Origin of the sequence: Catalinimonas alkaloidigena (genome assembly GCF_900100765.1) — a bacterium.
Lineage (GTDB): Bacteria > Bacteroidota > Bacteroidia > Cytophagales > Flexibacteraceae > Mooreia > Mooreia alkaloidigena.
The window spans coordinates 1-15,215 of record NZ_FNFO01000019.1 but is presented as its reverse complement, the minus strand read 5'-3'; the positions used below and the strand labels follow the sequence as shown (position 1 = coordinate 15,215).

The window sequence follows — 15,215 nt, the reverse complement described above, 5'->3', positions numbered from 1 at the left end:
TTAACTGACGCGACGGGGACGTGCAGATGCTCGATCTTGGAAATGTGGTTTCGTTCTTTGGGTCAGGGCTACCTGGTCGGCCGCACCAAGCAGTTGGACCTGCATGTGCGTGAAGCCGTGTACGGTGTAGCCGCACAGCTTCAGCATGGTCACCAGGCCACTGGTGGCGCGGTTGTACCGGCTGCGCTTCATGGCGGCTTGCCAGCGCTTTACGAAGTCTTCGTCCGAGGGCAGGAAGTACCCCCGCTCCAAAATCTGTGTAAGGTTTTCGTGGATTTTCTCTGCGTTTGCATTTTTCGACGTTTCCCACAGTTCCGGATACTTGGCTTTGATCGTCTGCGCAAAGGCGTGAACCTCACGTAGTTCGTCCCATATCCGCTTGGGATAGGACCAGTACCGAACGTTGGTAGTCTGCCAGGGGGCAAGGGTCGTAGCTTGCCCCCATTGGCTTGAAACAGGGAAAACCATAGTGAATTGCCAGAGTGATTCTTCCCGTTGGCAGGCGGTTGCAGACGCCTAGTTGCCGTTGGGAACTGCACGAAATAAGGCAGGACCTGACGGAAAAAAAAGCACAAAGCTCATAAAGCCAATATCTACCGATAATTGCCGTTTTCTGTCCTTTCCGTGTCAGGGCCGGGGGGTAGTTTTGTACTGGCAAATACAACTACATCATCCCTTTTCAAACATCAAACTCTGTAAAACTCAACGCTTAACTACTCTCTTTTACGATGTTGATTGGAAAGGCTCAACTAGCACATCAATTAGGCTGTTCTCGCTCTCACCTGAAGACCATCCTTCGGGAGATGCGCCAAAAACAAGGCTTTAATACCGGCGCTAAGAAGCTCTTGAACAAACGGGAATGTGACACGATTTCTACCTATCTCCTGACACGTACCCTCTAATGCGTTTATTCATTCTTCAAGCGCGTGTCCGGAACTCAGAGCGGACACGCGCTTGGTCTCCAGGCCGCACCGGACTCCGATCCACAGGTACGGACCCTCGTCATCCTTTCGATGGACGACCCGTTCGACTTTCCCGTACTCCCCGTCCCATTCTGCTGCCCCGAACGAAGCCAGGCGATCATAGTCAAGCGGCGTAAGGTACTCTTTCACGTACAGCGACTCTTGCTCCCACGGCCGGTACATGCGTACCCACCGGGAGATGCAGGCGTACGGATGAGCGTCATCTTCCCGACGCACGAAGAACTGGAGTTGACACCGGTGCATCATGGAGGGAATCATATCGCCCCCCCTTCCGCGCCGTAGGCTCCCTTGGGCATCTGCCATTCGTCGGGCGCGACCAGTACCGGACGCCTCCAGTCCTGTTGTACCAGCGGAATCCAGTGGCGGTTGGACTCGTCGATCATCGACGTTCCGGCTCCGACCAGTTGCCGGATCGACACGTTGTTGTCCAGCGTGAACTGGAAGTCGGTTTCGTCCCGCTCGATGCGGTCGATCACGTCCGGATGGATCTCGGCCAGTGTGGCCCACTGGTTCGGGGAGAGGAAAATGCAGGAACGACAGGACACCCGAGGAAAGCCCAGGTAATAGGCCGGATGGGGTAGAATGCCCCACGACTGCATCACGTCCCAGACGCGACGTTCCGACCAGTGCAGCACCGGCCGGTAGTGGTGTACCGTCCGGACGGACGAGGTAGAAGGATGCTCCGCAAAACGGGGGTAACGGCTGCGGTTCTTGGACTCTTCGGCCCGTTCACCGGTCACGTAGAGGATGCGAAACGGTTCCTCTTTGGTGCCTTTGAAGGCCGACAGATCTGACAGCACCCGACCGGCCACCTGAATTTTGAGGTAACCGGAACACCAGCGCGCCGTACCGATCGTCTTGGCCGGGAACTTGCGCCGGGTCGATTCCTGCCCGCCGGTGGTGGGCAGGTGATGCCGCTCGTCGCTCCCCTCGTAGCGATAGAACACGTCTTTGGTGCGTTCGTGCTGCCGGTGCATTTCACCCGACATGCCGAAGGCGCGCCAACTCCACTGCAAGCGTAGGTTGAACATGGCGGCGATCTCGCGCACGTAGCCTTCGGTACACGGCCAGTCAAAGTAGCGGTCAAGGGTATTTTCCATGCCGTCGACCGACTGGTGCCAGATCTCGATCCGCTCCGGATCAACACCTTCGTCCAGCAGCGCAATCTTGGAAGCAATCGAATCTTTCCCGCCCGAGACACAGATCACGTACCGATCGTAGGCATGAAGATCAACAGGAGTATCCATCAGAAAAATCCAGGTTTTTGGTTAGACATAACGATAGGGGCAACCGTCTTAGAAAAAGACAATTACCCTTTTTTGGTTCCTTTTTTTCGCATTTGGAGAAGCCCTCTTTCTCAGCGAGTTACCCGTGGCGCCGGCGCGAGCTGGCCCGCAGCAAACGCCCCGGTATAGTTCAACTAACGATAGGGTCGGTAGTTCCAGTCGTCTGCGATGATCTGGTTGGTACAGTCGCCGCAGACGCATTCCTTCCACAGGCTTTTTCCCTCGTAGAGGGTTGATGGCGCATGGTGAAAGTGTGCCCCGCACTCTTCGCAGCGGAAATTGCCGTAGTGCCGGTTCAACCGCAGGTCGAAGACATGAGGCACGAAGTAGCGCTTGCGCCCTACTTCATGCACGAGGGCCAGCAGGTGATGGCGTCGCATTCGGCCCCGGTGCCCCAGGTCACGCATGACTTGGGAGCTATGCAGTCGGGCCTGCGTCATGGCCCGTGTCCGGTTGCCAGTGGCCGGAACGGGTTTCACGGTTCTGAAGGGGTTCATACAGATCAGGGGATGGGTCGTACATCCCGGTTGGGTTTAAAATCAGTTCTGTGCCGCTGGCCGGACGGGAATCTCCCCGTTCGGCCGGGCCTTGCGGTGCTTCCCCCGCTGCGATCGGCGCTCGTCGACGCACTTCTTCAGGTTCTGCACGGTCGATTTCGACAGGCCGTGCAAGGTGGCCACCTTCCGCAGGGAGAGGCCGTTTTCCAGATCCACCGTCGCTTTGGGGTATTTCTTGATCATGTCCCGTGCCGAGGTGGCACCGGGCGGACGGCCCAGGCGCTTGCCGGATTCACGGGCTTTGCGCAGGCCGGAATAGATGCGGTCGACCGTATCTTCCGAGTAGTTCTTCTCCACTTCGGTATAGACGGCAATGACGATGTGCATCATGGAGTTGATTCGGCCGTTGGGCAAAATGCTTTCCATGTCCAGGTTGCGGACGTAGAGCGCGACGTGCGCCTGCTCCAGTGTGTCGCGCACGACCATCTGCACTTTGGGTTCACGGGAAAGCCGTGAAATCTCAGTCACCAGCACTTTGTCGAAGCGGCCCTCACGGACCTGTTCCAGCAGGTTCTGCAAGACCGGGCGCTTCTCCAGCCGGGAACGGCCGGAGCACACCTCTTCAAAAATCTCGACGACCTGGTAGCCGTGTTTGGCGGCGTAGCGCGTCAGGTCCCGCACCTGGCGTTCGCAACTTTGATGTTTGGTCGAAACCCTGGTATAAAGGGCGACCCGAATTGTTTCCTGTTTCATAGCATGGGAGTTAACTTGCACCATGAAACGGGGATCTCCTGTCTTGGTGAATCCAGCATACAATGGGTCAATGTCGTTGAGGGACGTTGACCCATTTTCTTTTACGGACTCAGGCATGAAGTTACTCAACTGTGTCCAAAAAAATCACCTGATTTGCCCGGTACAGAAAAGGGGGGGAAGCCAAGCTGCTCTACGCGCTGGAAACGCACATTTTTTTCGAAATTTTGAGGGGGGGATTTTTTCGGTACACTTTTCGACCTTTTCATCAGGTTTTCTCGCCTGATGATCTAAAGTTTCTAACTTTGTCACGTGATTTGGTTTTGGACTCCCCCAGGGGGAGAAAAGAGCCATAGGGGGGTGCGCGTTGCGCGCCCTCTTTTTTTTGCCCTCCGCTTTTGAGTACCTTCAGGCTTAGAAGCTGCAACCCGTTCCATGCTCCCCTTGCCTCAACTCACGCTCATAGCGCTCCTGGTACTCTTGCTCATGTTTGTGGTGCATAAGCTGAGTCCCATACTCCAGGACCTTGTGCATCAGCGCCTGGTCCACAAACAAATGGTCCTGCACATGCAGACGGTCGAAGCCAAGTTGCGCCTGGTACAGGAACTGCGGCGGCTCTACCGGGATGCAGACCAGCTCGACATGACGCCGCAGGTGCAAGCCTCCCTGGCGCAACTACTCAAAGAAATCAACATCACCCGCAGTCAGGATCATGAATGATGGCGTCACCACAATGGGGCTTTGGGCCATGCTGTTGCTGGAGGGCATCATGGTCTTTGAGGTGGCCGGGTGCGACGGCTTTGTGGAAGCTACCCGCCAATACCTCGATGGCCGGATCAGTCGTATGAACTATGTGAATCAGTTACGCGAACTCCTTGCCCATGAACGTGCCCGTGAAGAAGCGTCGGGGATGGCTCAAACGCCTGTTGACCCGCAAAAAGACGTGTGATCACCAGTACATGCTCGATTATCAAATCCTGGTCATTCGGTGCATCAAATGCCGCGATACCCGATGGGTCGTCAAAGGCGACATTTATAAAGAGTTGCCTTCCTGCATGGATTGAGTCGACTTGGTTTCACGCAAGAAATCATGTCCACCGATCGGCACAAAAACGGCCTTACCGCGCAGCATAGGCACCTCTCAAAAAAGGAGAGTACAATTTAGGCTAGTACCAGGCGATCGGGTGTGTCGTTTCTTTGATGGTCTCCTTTCCGCATTGAGTACAGCGCGCTATGTACCGAAACCGATAGGCCGGGACACTTTCTAAAATATCGGTTTGTTGCTTATCCAACAGCGTGTGCGGCCGGTAGGTGTGTGAACACGTTAATCGCTGCCAAGTTCGATTGATGAGAGCAAAGGGATTCATAGATACAAAGCTTTAAAAAATAAAAAGATCCAAAAAGGCCCAGGGTCATTTTGGATCTTTTTCAATGGTTACGTTTTATCTCAAAAAGTTCGCAAAAGGCTCGTTATTCACCTGCACTACGTCGTACGGGTTGTACCGGATGCAGTGGACCTTGGCAATCAGGCACGGCTGAAAGTAGACATGCACCGTACCTTCCGGAGAGTGGGTGAAGTAGCGGAGGGGATTATGTTCTACCACACGCTCCACCACTCCTACATTGATCACGTACATGCCCGGCTGAAGCTCATTGGCACGTACCAGACTCACTTTTAACAGCATCGCTCAAAGTCTTCTAACTTAATTACCGGAGCATTCCAATCCAGTCGGGAACTGTCATAAAAGCCAAGCATCTGCCCGTAGAGCATGAACAGATTCGGCCCCGTGGTCCGCTCCAGGGCAATCATGGCCCCGGCGCACATCTTGGACGTGGGACCCGCCACGGCGTTGCCCGAGGCCGTGTAGGTAACGGTCTTATGACAGGCGAACTTCTCTCCAGCACGAAGCTGCCGGGCAATTTCTGCCCGGCGCTTCGCGTGTAGGTAAAACGCCACATCCGACCGGAACGGGCAATCCGCACACGGCCGTTTGAGCGAGAAAATGGCTTTTCCTTCTTCCGGACTCATGCCACCAGTCCTTTCTTGTGGTACAGCGCCTTTTCCAGCAAGGGAATCAATTCATCGGTGGGATTGTGCCAGTCGGGGCGGTATGCACCGCCGCCGAGTTGGTGAAACTCCACGAAATCAAATTCCGGCGCAACGCGCTCGTTTTCGAAAGCATAGTGCTCAATCCAGGTTACTTCGTCCCGATCCAGGTTGTAGGCCTCCGTGATCTGTAGAAAAAGGTATTCTGCCGCATTGGTCACACTCATGGAAGGGTTTTGAGGGTGCTCCGAACAGATCACCAGCGCCAGTTCCGGCACCACCAGCAGGCGACACAGGCCCTTGGCCGGACGGGAGGGAAGGCTAAACTCAAAGTCAACAAAGTAGGGTGCCAGCGCAAGCATCAGCTGGTCCCGTTTGGACAACGGTCGTTCTTCCACCGGCTTGCTCAGGAGCAGCGAAGGGTCTAGTCCTTCCGGCCAGCGTCGGGACTCTTCTTCGGCCTCTTCGGCCAGCAGCACGCGCTGTTCTTCCTGCCATTGGGCAAATTCCAACCGGTGTTGGTAGTCGTCGGTGAGGTTCCAGAGTCGTACCGGATCGACGGGCACCTGCACCAGGTGATCGAAGCCTTCGTCAATGGGCCAGTACTGCACATACGTCCATTTGAACTTCATGTAGACGGTTTTGGCGACCACCACATCCTGATACAGGGCCAGGCAGATGGCAAACGCCAGTTGACCGGGACCCGACCCGCCGTACCCGTGGCGAAAGCCCGTGGGGGAGTGGTGGACGTGGCGCAGTGAATCACCCAGATCCAGCAGTGTTCCGTCTACCCAATACTCGTGATCGCCGTTGGAGTGGATCTTGCAGACCACGTGGGCCTGCCGCTCAAAAGGTTGTTCCATAATGCAATGTGTGATTTGGTTTTTAGTAAAAAGAAACTAGATCGTTGCCAACCAGCAGGTAGGATCATGTAGGTACGGGGCGCTCTGTTTGCCGCCGATCACGTCCTGACGTTGAAAGCGCAGCAGCACCCGGTTGCCCTTGCCGATCAGGGCGAGGTAGTCTTTTTTGGTAGGAGAGGACTGGTAGATGCGCTTGCCGTTCAGCAGCACCGAGTAGACTTTGGTCTGACGGCCGACCGACTCGATGAGCAGCTTGGCCCGCTGAATCCCACCCGTGGGGGGAGCATCCGGCGCACAGGGGCAGGAGACGAGTTGCTGTCCGCAGTTGGGACACACCTCGTACCGGCATCCCGGCACATGGTATTCCCCCTCGATGGCGTGACAATCCCAACAGGGGCCTTGCGGGGCCGTACTGCCGGGTTCACGGCCGAAGGTGACACGTTCCATCAGCACACCGTTGCGGTAGATGTGTGAGTCGCGTTGCGCCTCCCGAACGACTTCCGGCCATTCGGGGCTTACTTCGTGTCCTCGAAACATGATGAACTTCTTTTTGGACATACTGTGTGATTTGGTTTTGGTAATGGGACTAACTTATTCCTCTTGGGAGGGCGAAATGGGCAGCACCCGTGGGTGAAATGCCGATTCCTCTTGGGAGGGCGAAATGGGCAGCACCTGTGGGTGAAATGCCGACTGGTTGGAAAGACGGAACTTGTTTTCTTCCGATGTGAGGTAAAGGAGAAGGTGAAGAAAGGCCGAATCGGCCTTGCGGTTGTCTTGGATGAACCGCTGCAATTCAGCCGACCGGAAGGCCACAATCATCTCGATCGACTCTTGTTCGCCGGGCGCAGGACGGATGGCGTCGGTACCCGTGGCGTAGACCCGCCGGGTCAGATCCTTGCGGGGAGAGATTTCGTTGGGACGCACGTGGTTGGACACCAGGTAAACGCCTTCGCTGCCGATCACGAGCCACAGGGCCGGATACGTTAGGACTATGCTCGGAGCATCCGCCTTTACCACCTTGCAACTGCCTGGGTCCTGATCACTTACGTCTTGATTCAGGTCCACATAAGCCTGGTCGGGGGCAAGGGAGGCAGTTAACAGTCTTTCTACTTTGTCCAGGCGAAATTCGTAGGGGATCTTGTTGCTCATGGCTTGGTTTGATTGATAAATATTTCAAATAGATGAAATATTTCAAATATATAAAATATTTCATCTATTTCTAAACTTATTATAAAGGGCTGGTTATCAAGCAAAAAGCCTTCGATAACTGGTATCGAAGGCTGGCAAATGTACATCATCCCTTGCCGTAATTCCGGAAGGGAAACAGGAGTACAAAGATATTAATTTCCCGCTTTATCTGGTATAGCCCGACGACCGGTCGGCCGGAGGAAGCCACTGGAGCAAGAACGGATCGTAGCGTTCCATGTAGACCCACAGGCCGCTGACACTCTTCACGTAGAGGTAGCAGTACTCGATGTGCGCATTCTTGCGCAGCACCATTCGTTTGAGTTGGCCGATCTCGTCTTCTTCGGTGCAGAGTACGCCACGTCGGTGGCGACGAAAGGCGAGAAACCGCTTCCCACGGGGATACCGGTTGTCCCAGAACTTGATCACCACGGAGGCCTTGGCCAGCGCCGTCCATTCCTCGGTCGTGAGTCGAAACCGACCGCGCTGGCGGCTGCGGCGCTTTTTGCGTTTGTGGTGGGTTTTGCCTTTCCCCGGTCGGGTTTTGCCCGATCTGGCAGGGGGCGGGGAGCAAGGAATGGGGACGGGTACCGTTTCCGGTACCAAAAGCTGAATGGATGACATGAGGGTGTGATTTGGTTGAGGCAAACATACTACACAGCGCGACGATGGAACGAATGCCCAGAAGAAGACATATCCACGGCCTGATCGGTCGCCATCTGCTCCACCATGCGCGCAAAGGCGTTCCAGCTTCGCTCACAGCGGAGGCTGCGTACCATCGTGACGGCATGATCGAGCACCTTTTTCAGATCCTGGCCCTGCTTTCCTTCCCGGAAGGCCCGGCCGATCATCTGCAAGGCCACGTTGCGCGTAGCCAGCTTGCTCCAGGTCGTCGATTTGCCCCGGCGCTTTTTGCCGAGCCAGAGCTCCATCACGTTGACGAACCCGTACCGGCGCTTGGACAGGTCCATGTAGAGCCACGGCACCACCACGTAGCGCTTGGGAGACTTCTCGACCCACTTTCCGGCCATGCCGATGCCTTCGATCATGTCCTGGTACTGGCCTCCCCAACGCTCCTGGGGCAGGTGTACGAACCACTGCTGAATGTAGGCACGGGTCCGGCGCAACTGCTGTTGGTCGTATTCCTGGTAGGGGTAGAGGACCTCCAGCAAGATGTTGAGGACCCAATCCGTGTACATGTCTATTAGTTTTGTCCTATATGTATCGGGCTTAGCACGCTTTGAATAGGGTTTTGGCTTGGACTTATCCACAAAATGTGGATTTCGCGGCGCAACCTCCCTTTTTTCCGAACCCGCTTGCTTTGCAGGAGCGTTGGAGTTTTTTGCATTATTCGGATACGAAATTGCACCCCCCTTCTGGCCGGTTTGGTCACCGGAAAAATCAATTAAAATACCGCTTTCCACATTTCCACTTTCCTCTATTATATCATTTCTATTAGATATTACTACTCTATTCGGCGGAAAATTTTTCTCACTAGAAGCCGATAAATCGGCTCCAGGAGCACATTTAGAAGGCTGATCGTTTGTTTTCGATTTAGCCTTTTCCACCGAGTTCTCCACGAGTGCAACATCAGAATTGTGCAATTCGCGTGGTGAAGAAACAGACGAGGTAGTATCCAACGAAGAAGGGGAAGTGGGTTGGGACGTGGGCGGGGGAGTCAGGCCCCAGATCAGTTCGGGATTGAGCCACAACTCGTAGTTGTCTTTGGGGCCGTGGTTGGTGTGGCAGACGATCACCTGGGCCTCTTCAAGGCGCTGACGATGGTTGAGCGCCGTACGGTTGGTGATCGAGCGACGGCGGCTGATCCTGGGGTTGCGCATCTCCAGCGAGGGCAACGGATCACCGGGCTTGAGCAGAAAGAGGGTGTCACGATGTTCCTGCAAGTAGGCGATCAACAGGAACTCTGCGGTCCCGAGGACTCCATTTCGGACCTGTTCACTGATCGGGCGATCCTTGTTATAGCGGTCGACAAATTGCCTCAGATTGCCGAGAAACTGCTTGTTAGTGAACAGGCTTGTTCTATATTTGTGTCCAGAGCGTTGCTTCATCAGGTTTGTTTCAGTTGTTGCAGATTCGAATGAACCTTATCCTCATGCCAGAGTGATCAAGTGAGGCTCTACTAAGACTCAACTCTAGCCAACACGGCTTCGGTAAGGCGATAAAAAAAGGGAGAAGTCTTTCATAAGGCGACTCCTCCCTGGTGGCACTACTGGCCGGTTTGATCTTCAATATTATCACGGTTCTGAAGTGGCGTGCTTCTTCCAGGTCGTAGCGGAAGGGGCAAGAGTTGGGTCTTTTCGTGAAAAAAATTCTTACACATCACGGTTCTGTCTTGGTTGCAACAATTTTAGTCGAAAATTCCCTGTAAAACCAAAGTCCATTTTTTTTGCAATGGGCCGAAAAAACTATTTAAGGATTGTTTCAGCCCATACAGAACAGGGTTTAAATAATGTTTTTCCTATATTTCTCGTAGATACTCGACCATTGGTATAATTTTTTCGAGAAAATTGATTTTTGGATTACACGCCAAAAATTTCTGAAAGTTTCACTTTTCCTTTCCTTTTTTTACCCCTTTGCCACTGCAACTTACCTAGGGTAAGGCCCCACAAAGCAAGCAAAAATATTTTAAATATTTTAACTATCTTTACTATTTAAAATATTTGGGTAGAATTACTCCGCTCTAAGCGGTTTCTATCCGATCTTGGGGCGGGCCAACTACCTAACTACTAGACCACTTCATGCGAATCATCACATTTGTCAACAACAAAGGAGGGGTAGGCAAGACTACCTCATCGCAGAACGTTGCAGCCGCCTTGCACTCCCTGGGGTATTCCGTGCTGCTCATCGACATGGATTCTCAGGCCTCCCTGACGGCCGCCTGCGGCGTCAATTCCTCACTGATCAGTGGCAGTGTGGTGGACTTTATGGGGGGAAGGCGTTTTTCCGAACTGGCCGAACACCTGACCAACGGCCTCTACCTGATTCCGGCCTCGAACCTGATGCTTGATTACCAGGAAAGCCTGCGGGAACACAAGGAATATCCGGTCCTGCTGCGTACCGCCCTAAAGCGCCTCAATAGTTCTCATCCCAAAGCGTTTGAGTATGTAGTGATCGACTGTCCCCCGGCATTGAACGTTTTTACCGCCCTGGCGCTGACCGCCGCCCAACGGTTTTACGTACCCATGCAGATGGAACCGCTGGCCTTTGACGGGCTGGTAGGCCTGATGGAATGGATCACCACCAATCACCTGTTTGAGAAGTTCGGGGGGCTGTTTGCCACCCGCTATCATCCCAACGCTTCCGGCAAGCTGCCGCACGAAGTCATGCGGATGATCCAGAAGAAGTACTCGAAAAAGCTGATCCTGCCTCACATCCGACAATCCTTGTCCCTGGCACGGGCACAAGGCATGGGGTTGGACGTGTTTTCGTTCGATCCGCACAGCAACGGTGCAGAAGACTACCTGACGCTGGCACGACAAATTGACCGGCAAATGACTCAGCTAGAAAAATCAGTTTCATTATCCTAATCTTTCCGTAAAATATGGCAAGTACACGAGTGAAAAAGAAAGAAGAAATGGAGTTCAATCCCGTACGTGATCACGCCCCCATCAGCCAGCGAGGACGGGGCAGACCGTCTAAGATCAAAGAACCGAGAAACAAGTTATCGGTGCTGCCCAAAGCGCCCGAAAACATGGACTACAGCAGCGAAGACGATCCGGACAAGCTGGTGCAGTTGGCCGGAAAGATACCGCAGCACCTGCGGTGGGCCTTCAATGACTACTGTTTCGACCAGCGGATGCAGCAAAAAGATGCCTTTTTGCAGATGATTACCGAGTTCCTGGAGTCCAAGAAATTCAAACGGCGCGACCCTAACGAACGTAACAAGTACCACCGGTTGAGTTAATGGCCATCGACTACAAGGAGTATCCGCAGAACTGGCATCGCCTCAGCGCGTACCATCGCTTCTTCCTGGCCGAGGGGCAGTGTCAGTTCTGCGGCATCGAGCACGGCACCATCGACCCGCGCAACGGCAAACGGGCCAAGGTGGCCCTGGCCCACCGGCGCGATCGGAACCCGATGAACGTCAGCGACGAGAACCTCGTGGTCCTGTGCGGTGTATGCCACCTGAACCACGACCGGGACGACCACCTTGACAAGCGCAAAGTGGGAAAAAAGGGGCGAGGGGAGCACCAGCTAGAACTTTTCCCCCGTCATGCGGAGACTCCAGCGCTGAAATGGTATCTTAGGGATATTAGTCCTTACCAACCAAGTCTGTTTCCGCAGCCCGCAATCGTGCAACGAATCAGAGGTAGGCGTGATCCGTCCGTCTACGGTCAGCAACTTTCCATCTACTCGCATTCACACAGCTATGTCAAAGATCAAGGAAAAAAAGCCCCACGACGTGCTCAGAAAGCCAAATCGGGAGCCAAATTGGGACGAGTTGTTACCCGAAAGCGACCCGACGCCGCCCCGGCTTCCCTACCCCCCGCAGGAAGAAGAAGGCCCGACGTGGAGGGACCTGATCGGCAACGTGCAGATCCAGACGCAATTCATCCAACGTGCCTACGCCAAGCACGACCCGCAGTTCAGCCTGCTGCTACGCTATTTGGATGAACTGCTCCAGCTTTACCAGCGCGACCCCCTCCACTGGAACCCAGGGGCAGCGCTGGCCGACATGGTGCAGGCGCTGATGGACAGCCAGCAACTTTCCCTGACGGGCAAGCAAGTGGCCGTGGCGGCTTATATGGTGCAGGCGCTGCGTGATCCGGTGCTGGCCGAACGCACGTTCGATACCTACATGCTCGGAGCCGATCAGTATTTTATCGACCAGCTAGACGCCATGAAGCCCGATTCGGAGGAAAACAACCAGGTGTACGCGACGTTCGGCGGCTCCGCAGAGCACAAAGGCAGGTAGGGACGAGGTTGCATTTTTACCATGCGCCGGCCAGCTGCCGGCAGTTGCGTAAGTCCCTGATTGCTAAGTCATAAAAAAAGCGGCTTTTTCGGCCGCTTTTGCATTTTAAAAGGAAAAAGCCGGGTTCGTCTGCCCGGCTTTTGCTGTTCAGGGGTCCCGCCTGCCTACTTATCGCTGAGGGTAGCAGGCATCGAGCGCGTCATGCGTAGGACCATCCATCGCCCCGCCAGTGCTCCCATCAGAGCCGCAAGGAGAAGAATTGCCAGCGCTTGTACAAATTCTTGCTTCATCGTTTTACAAGTTTAGAGGGTTAGTGACTACAAATTACGAGTAGGCCAAAGATTATTTCGTTCCATGGCGTGAGCTGCGCCAGGTCTGCGGAAGATTATTCTGTGCCTTTTGGCCTGAAAATTCACTTATAGGTGAAGTTTCAGGCCTAACGTCCTGAGAACGTGCAGGAAAACGTCCCCCGATTTCACGTGCAGGTAAAATCACAAGATCCGGATGGCCCGGCCGGTGCCGTATCCAGCCAGGCCTACCACCACCACGTGCCACCAGCGCGGCCGGGACACCAGCTTGTGCAGTAGCGTTCGGTTGGTGTCGTCGGCTTCCTGCAACCGCACCTGGAGCGCATTCACCTCCAGCGCCAGCGACCGGTTCACCAGGCGCACGGCCGCTAGTTCCTGCGACCGGAGCGCCGTCTCGGCTTGTGCCAGCGCCGCCAGGCTATCGGCAAAGGCAATGCGCTGTTCGCTTACCGCCAGGTCGTGCGTCCGGACAGCCAGCAGTGAGTCGGTCAGGAGCACGTGCAGGCGCATGGGCCGGTAGAAGGAAAGCGGCATCTCTACCCGGTCGCCTATGCGCCGGATCGGCGCGACCTCGGGGGTCTGCGCCTCACAGTTCAGGCAGAACCAAAGGCCCCAAAGAATCCAGGCGCACTTCCAAATGGTGCGCTTGCTGTTGTAATTGTTCATGGGTTTGCTGGAATAATTGTTGTTGTTCTAGGAGTGCCCGGCGCTGGCTGGTCAGAGCGGCCTGTTGCTGGCGAACCAGCAACTGCACCAGCGAATCCAGGGAGCGGGTGTCGACCGGCGCCAGGGCCGGTACCGGCTGAGCCACCGGTACCGGCACCACCGGATCGGTGCCGCCCTCGTGGCTGGCACAGTGCCGCCAGGCGTAGAAAGTAAGCAGGTTGGTCAGCACCAGTATCCGCACCTGCGGGTGCTGGAGTGCCGACCGAACGTAGGAAAAAGCGTTGCGTATCATTTTTTTAGCGCGTAGATGGAATAGGTAAGGATTGCCCCGAAAATCAGGAGGTGTTTCGGCTTCACCAGACTCTTGGCCTGGGCGGCGATCATCCGGTTTACGGCCCGTAGGCGACGAATTTTCTCCTGATTGTACTTGCGCTTGAAGCTCGCCGACACCCTACGTTCCCGCTGGAGTTGATCGGAGAGCAGGAGGCTGAGCTTCTCTTCCTTCAGAAGCTGCGCCCGTACGTTGGCCAGGATTCGGTGGGCCTGTTGGAGTTCGCCGTGAAAGCGGGTCACCGAGTCGGCCAGAACGCTGCGCCACCGCCGTTCATTGGCGGCGATCAGGCTATCGACCTGGTGCAGGGAGGCCTCCAGCGTATCGAGCCGCTTCAGGTCGGCTTGGATCAGGCGCATGACCCGACGTGATACGATCACGTCGCGGTCCGGATCGAACTCAGTAGCGGTCTTCGACTGCGCTGCGCTCGGCAGAACGGTACCGGCGAACAACATCAGACAAAGAATCCACTTCCGTCTCCAGGCGCATGATGGTGTGATTCTGTTTTTCAAGGAGGACATGGCTGCGGTCAACTTCGTCTTGTAAGTGAATGTTCGCTTGCTCGGTTTTCAGGCGACCCTGCATCACGTCGCGGATCTGCACGGTCAGCGCCTGAATGGTCGAATCCGACTCGTGCAGGTACTGCTGGAACTGTTGCTTGGCAATGCGGTATTCGTAGATCATGCCGTCGGCCTTCCGCACGTCGGCCAGCGCACTGGTCTCTTTCACCGAGACCGACGAGAACAGCGCCAATGACAGGGCAAGGCCTGCCACGGCCACGGCCACGGCAATCCAGAGAAGCTTGAAGGGATTGAAGGGGTAAAACATGGGGAATTAGGGTTGAGAATTGCTTTTTACTTTGGCCTGGTGCTCCCGGTCGCGCTCATCCATGCGGCGCTGGTGCTCCCGGTCGCGCTCGGTCCAGAACTGCCCGGCCATTTTTTTGAAGAAGAAGATGTTCAGGGATAGAGACAGCACAAACAGCGTCCAGGGCAGCACCAGCAGGTAGCGGTACGTCCGGACGATGTTTTGCACCTGGTCCTCCAGCGTCAGCTCAGGGGGCAGCGGTGCCTTGACCATTTCGAGCAGCTGCGCGGGCACATCCACGTCGAGCAACAGCGGGTGAAAAAGGACCATATCGGGCATTATTTGAGTAGCGGGGGATCAAATACCAGATCGAGCTTCGGGGGAATACCCCCCGAGAAGTCGAAGTCTTGGACCAGGTACGTGGTACCACATTTCGCCGTCACCCGGATGCCGGGATAGGTGTCGACCACCGAAAAGAAGCTACCGGACGTAGCTTTTTCGGTGTAAGCGATTTCGTTCAGGTTCGCCAGGTTCCGCACCGTCAGGGTCACGGCAT

The 15,215-nt window shown here is 55.2% G+C and carries 25 protein-coding genes; 6 read left to right on the top strand and 19 right to left on the bottom strand.

The genetic code is table 11. The features are described 5' to 3' along the window. From BLR44_RS27555 to BLR44_RS27535, 5 genes are all read right to left on the bottom strand, one after another. A complete protein-coding gene (locus tag BLR44_RS27555; RefSeq protein WP_089688576.1) occupies positions 1 to 468 on the bottom strand; it encodes a hypothetical protein in 468 nt (155 codons plus the stop codon). Between the two features lie 443 nt (positions 469 to 911). Further along, entirely contained in the window at positions 912 to 1,229 is a 318-nt protein-coding gene (locus BLR44_RS27550) for a hypothetical protein (protein ID WP_143017520.1), read from the bottom strand. A gap of 8 nt (positions 1,230 to 1,237) precedes the next feature. Continuing rightward, the gene (locus tag BLR44_RS27545; RefSeq protein ID WP_089688572.1) at positions 1,238 to 2,230 is read right to left on the bottom strand and encodes a phosphoadenosine phosphosulfate reductase domain-containing protein; all 993 of its coding nucleotides are present in this window, start codon (positions 2,228 to 2,230) and stop codon (positions 1,238 to 1,240) included. A 173-nt stretch (positions 2,231 to 2,403) separates the two neighbouring features. Further along, positions 2,404 to 2,766: a hypothetical protein gene (locus BLR44_RS27540; RefSeq protein WP_143017519.1), complete on the bottom strand. Its 363-nt coding sequence runs from the start codon at positions 2,764 to 2,766 to the stop codon at positions 2,404 to 2,406. Between the two features lie 42 nt (positions 2,767 to 2,808). After that, on the bottom strand, positions 2,809 to 3,519 hold the full coding sequence (locus tag BLR44_RS27535; protein ID WP_176956248.1) for a recombinase family protein: 711 nt from the start codon (positions 3,517 to 3,519) through the stop codon (positions 2,809 to 2,811). 432 nt (positions 3,520 to 3,951) lie between these two features. Here BLR44_RS27535 and BLR44_RS28770 point away from each other — a divergent pair, with 432 nt between their 5' ends. Together BLR44_RS28770 and BLR44_RS27530 are read left to right on the top strand one after the other, a co-directional pair. Further along, positions 3,952 to 4,236, top strand: coding sequence for a hypothetical protein (locus BLR44_RS28770; protein ID WP_143017518.1), 285 nt, complete (start codon positions 3,952 to 3,954; stop codon positions 4,234 to 4,236). Then, positions 4,229 to 4,465, top strand: a complete 237-nt coding sequence (locus BLR44_RS27530; RefSeq protein WP_089688566.1) for a hypothetical protein — start codon at positions 4,229 to 4,231, stop codon at positions 4,463 to 4,465. Before BLR44_RS28770 ends, BLR44_RS27530 begins: the two co-directional genes overlap by 8 nt. A 493-nt stretch (positions 4,466 to 4,958) precedes the next feature. On the opposite strand, the gene BLR44_RS27525 is transcribed toward BLR44_RS27530, so the two are convergent. The 7 genes from BLR44_RS27525 to BLR44_RS27495 form a co-directional block, all read right to left on the bottom strand. Further along, entirely contained in the window at positions 4,959 to 5,201 is a 243-nt protein-coding gene (locus BLR44_RS27525) for a hypothetical protein (protein WP_089688563.1), read from the bottom strand. Next, entirely contained in the window at positions 5,192 to 5,545 is a 354-nt protein-coding gene (locus BLR44_RS27520; RefSeq protein WP_089688561.1) for a hypothetical protein, read from the bottom strand. Before BLR44_RS27520 ends, BLR44_RS27525 begins: the two co-directional genes overlap by 10 nt. Then, complete coding sequence (locus tag BLR44_RS27515; protein ID WP_089688560.1) at positions 5,542 to 6,426, bottom strand: DUF6166 domain-containing protein; 885 nt, start codon at positions 6,424 to 6,426, stop codon at positions 5,542 to 5,544. Before BLR44_RS27515 ends, BLR44_RS27520 begins: the two co-directional genes overlap by 4 nt. Positions 6,427 to 6,462: 36 nt before the next feature. Beyond that, positions 6,463 to 6,984: a hypothetical protein gene (locus BLR44_RS27510; RefSeq protein ID WP_089688558.1), complete on the bottom strand. Its 522-nt coding sequence runs from the start codon at positions 6,982 to 6,984 to the stop codon at positions 6,463 to 6,465. Positions 6,985 to 7,017: 33 nt separating this feature from the next. Further along, a complete protein-coding gene (locus tag BLR44_RS27505) occupies positions 7,018 to 7,575 on the bottom strand; it encodes a hypothetical protein (RefSeq protein WP_089688556.1) in 558 nt (185 codons plus the stop codon). A 204-nt stretch (positions 7,576 to 7,779) separates the two neighbouring features. Continuing rightward, positions 7,780 to 8,235 (bottom strand): hypothetical protein, encoded by a 456-nt coding sequence (locus BLR44_RS27500; protein ID WP_089688554.1) that lies wholly within the window; start codon positions 8,233 to 8,235, stop codon positions 7,780 to 7,782. 29 nt (positions 8,236 to 8,264) lie between these two features. Continuing rightward, entirely contained in the window at positions 8,265 to 8,810 is a 546-nt protein-coding gene (locus tag BLR44_RS27495) for a hypothetical protein (protein WP_089688552.1), read from the bottom strand. A 543-nt stretch (positions 8,811 to 9,353) separates the two neighbouring features. Here BLR44_RS27495 and BLR44_RS27490 point away from each other — a divergent pair. From BLR44_RS27490 to BLR44_RS27480, 3 genes are all read left to right on the top strand, one after another. After that, positions 9,354 to 9,713 carry a hypothetical protein gene (locus BLR44_RS27490; protein ID WP_143017517.1) on the top strand — a complete coding sequence of 120 codons (360 nt, stop codon included), beginning with the start codon at positions 9,354 to 9,356 and terminating at the stop codon, positions 9,711 to 9,713. A 657-nt stretch (positions 9,714 to 10,370) separates the two neighbouring features. Then, entirely contained in the window at positions 10,371 to 11,159 is a 789-nt protein-coding gene (locus BLR44_RS27485; RefSeq protein ID WP_089688548.1) for a ParA family protein, read from the top strand. A gap of 14 nt (positions 11,160 to 11,173) precedes the next feature. After that, positions 11,174 to 11,536: a hypothetical protein gene (locus BLR44_RS27480; protein ID WP_143017516.1), complete on the top strand. Its 363-nt coding sequence runs from the start codon at positions 11,174 to 11,176 to the stop codon at positions 11,534 to 11,536. Here the strand turns inward: BLR44_RS27480 and BLR44_RS29025 are convergent. After that, positions 11,533 to 11,823: a hypothetical protein gene (locus BLR44_RS29025; RefSeq protein WP_089688544.1), complete on the bottom strand. Its 291-nt coding sequence runs from the start codon at positions 11,821 to 11,823 to the stop codon at positions 11,533 to 11,535. The two genes, BLR44_RS27480 and BLR44_RS29025, sit on opposite strands and share 4 nt — an antisense overlap. Positions 11,824 to 12,001: 178 nt before the next feature. On the opposite strand from BLR44_RS29025, the gene BLR44_RS27470 reads away from it, so the two are divergent. Beyond that, positions 12,002 to 12,547 (top strand): hypothetical protein, encoded by a 546-nt coding sequence (locus tag BLR44_RS27470; RefSeq protein WP_143017515.1) that lies wholly within the window; start codon positions 12,002 to 12,004, stop codon positions 12,545 to 12,547. 491 nt (positions 12,548 to 13,038) lie between these two features. Here BLR44_RS27470 and BLR44_RS27465 read toward each other — a convergent pair whose 3' ends face one another. The 6 genes from BLR44_RS27465 to BLR44_RS29020 form a co-directional block, all read right to left on the bottom strand. Then, a complete protein-coding gene (locus BLR44_RS27465) occupies positions 13,039 to 13,521 on the bottom strand; it encodes a hypothetical protein (RefSeq protein WP_143017514.1) in 483 nt (160 codons plus the stop codon). Beyond that, positions 13,442 to 13,813 (bottom strand): hypothetical protein, encoded by a 372-nt coding sequence (locus BLR44_RS27460; RefSeq protein WP_089688538.1) that lies wholly within the window; start codon positions 13,811 to 13,813, stop codon positions 13,442 to 13,444. Before BLR44_RS27460 ends, BLR44_RS27465 begins: the two co-directional genes overlap by 80 nt. Then, the gene (locus BLR44_RS27455; RefSeq protein WP_143017513.1) at positions 13,810 to 14,307 is read right to left on the bottom strand and encodes a hypothetical protein; all 498 of its coding nucleotides are present in this window, start codon (positions 14,305 to 14,307) and stop codon (positions 13,810 to 13,812) included. The genes BLR44_RS27460 and BLR44_RS27455 overlap by 4 nt, the downstream gene beginning before the upstream one ends. After that, the gene (locus tag BLR44_RS27450; protein ID WP_089688535.1) at positions 14,252 to 14,680 is read right to left on the bottom strand and encodes a hypothetical protein; all 429 of its coding nucleotides are present in this window, start codon (positions 14,678 to 14,680) and stop codon (positions 14,252 to 14,254) included. Before BLR44_RS27450 ends, BLR44_RS27455 begins: the two co-directional genes overlap by 56 nt. Before the next feature lie 6 nt (positions 14,681 to 14,686). Continuing rightward, positions 14,687 to 14,989 (bottom strand): hypothetical protein, encoded by a 303-nt coding sequence (locus BLR44_RS27445; RefSeq protein WP_143017512.1) that lies wholly within the window; start codon positions 14,987 to 14,989, stop codon positions 14,687 to 14,689. Positions 14,990 to 14,997: 8 nt separating this feature from the next. Further along, positions 14,998 to 15,215: hypothetical protein (locus BLR44_RS29020; protein WP_176956247.1), on the bottom strand; the 218-nt coding region annotated here is incomplete at its 5' end.

Bases quoted from the DNA above. Each gene is read 5' to 3' on its own strand.
- BLR44_RS27535 (WP_176956248.1), bottom strand. From the start codon at position 3,519: ATGAAACAGGAAACAATTCGGGTCGCCCTTTATACCAGGGTTTCGACC.
- BLR44_RS27500 (WP_089688554.1), bottom strand. From the start codon at position 8,235: ATGTCATCCATTCAGCTTTTGGTACCGGAAACGGTACCCGTCCCCATT.
- BLR44_RS27470 (WP_143017515.1), top strand. From the start codon at position 12,002: ATGTCAAAGATCAAGGAAAAAAAGCCCCACGACGTGCTCAGAAAGCCA.
- BLR44_RS27460 (WP_089688538.1), bottom strand. From the start codon at position 13,813: ATGATACGCAACGCTTTTTCCTACGTTCGGTCGGCACTCCAGCACCCG.
- BLR44_RS27550 (WP_143017520.1), bottom strand. From the start codon at position 1,229: ATGATGCACCGGTGTCAACTCCAGTTCTTCGTGCGTCGGGAAGATGAC.
- BLR44_RS27520 (WP_089688561.1), bottom strand. From the start codon at position 5,545: ATGAGTCCGGAAGAAGGAAAAGCCATTTTCTCGCTCAAACGGCCGTGT.
- BLR44_RS27445 (WP_143017512.1), bottom strand. From the start codon at position 14,989: ATGGTCCTTTTTCACCCGCTGTTGCTCGACGTGGATGTGCCCGCGCAG.
- BLR44_RS27480 (WP_143017516.1), top strand. From the start codon at position 11,174: ATGGCAAGTACACGAGTGAAAAAGAAAGAAGAAATGGAGTTCAATCCC.
- BLR44_RS27525 (WP_089688563.1), bottom strand. From the start codon at position 5,201: ATGCTGTTAAAAGTGAGTCTGGTACGTGCCAATGAGCTTCAGCCGGGC.
- BLR44_RS27485 (WP_089688548.1), top strand. From the start codon at position 10,371: ATGCGAATCATCACATTTGTCAACAACAAAGGAGGGGTAGGCAAGACT.
- BLR44_RS27555 (WP_089688576.1), bottom strand. From the start codon at position 468: ATGGTTTTCCCTGTTTCAAGCCAATGGGGGCAAGCTACGACCCTTGCC.
- BLR44_RS27450 (WP_089688535.1), bottom strand. From the start codon at position 14,680: ATGTTTTACCCCTTCAATCCCTTCAAGCTTCTCTGGATTGCCGTGGCC.
- BLR44_RS27455 (WP_143017513.1), bottom strand. From the start codon at position 14,307: ATGTTGTTCGCCGGTACCGTTCTGCCGAGCGCAGCGCAGTCGAAGACC.
- BLR44_RS27510 (WP_089688558.1), bottom strand. From the start codon at position 6,984: ATGTCCAAAAAGAAGTTCATCATGTTTCGAGGACACGAAGTAAGCCCC.
- BLR44_RS27530 (WP_089688566.1), top strand. From the start codon at position 4,229: ATGAATGATGGCGTCACCACAATGGGGCTTTGGGCCATGCTGTTGCTG.
- BLR44_RS27515 (WP_089688560.1), bottom strand. From the start codon at position 6,426: ATGGAACAACCTTTTGAGCGGCAGGCCCACGTGGTCTGCAAGATCCAC.
- BLR44_RS28770 (WP_143017518.1), top strand. From the start codon at position 3,952: ATGCTCCCCTTGCCTCAACTCACGCTCATAGCGCTCCTGGTACTCTTG.
- BLR44_RS27540 (WP_143017519.1), bottom strand. From the start codon at position 2,766: ATGAACCCCTTCAGAACCGTGAAACCCGTTCCGGCCACTGGCAACCGG.
- BLR44_RS27465 (WP_143017514.1), bottom strand. From the start codon at position 13,521: ATGAACAATTACAACAGCAAGCGCACCATTTGGAAGTGCGCCTGGATT.
- BLR44_RS27495 (WP_089688552.1), bottom strand. From the start codon at position 8,810: ATGTACACGGATTGGGTCCTCAACATCTTGCTGGAGGTCCTCTACCCC.
- BLR44_RS27505 (WP_089688556.1), bottom strand. From the start codon at position 7,575: ATGAGCAACAAGATCCCCTACGAATTTCGCCTGGACAAAGTAGAAAGA.
- BLR44_RS27545 (WP_089688572.1), bottom strand. From the start codon at position 2,230: ATGGATACTCCTGTTGATCTTCATGCCTACGATCGGTACGTGATCTGT.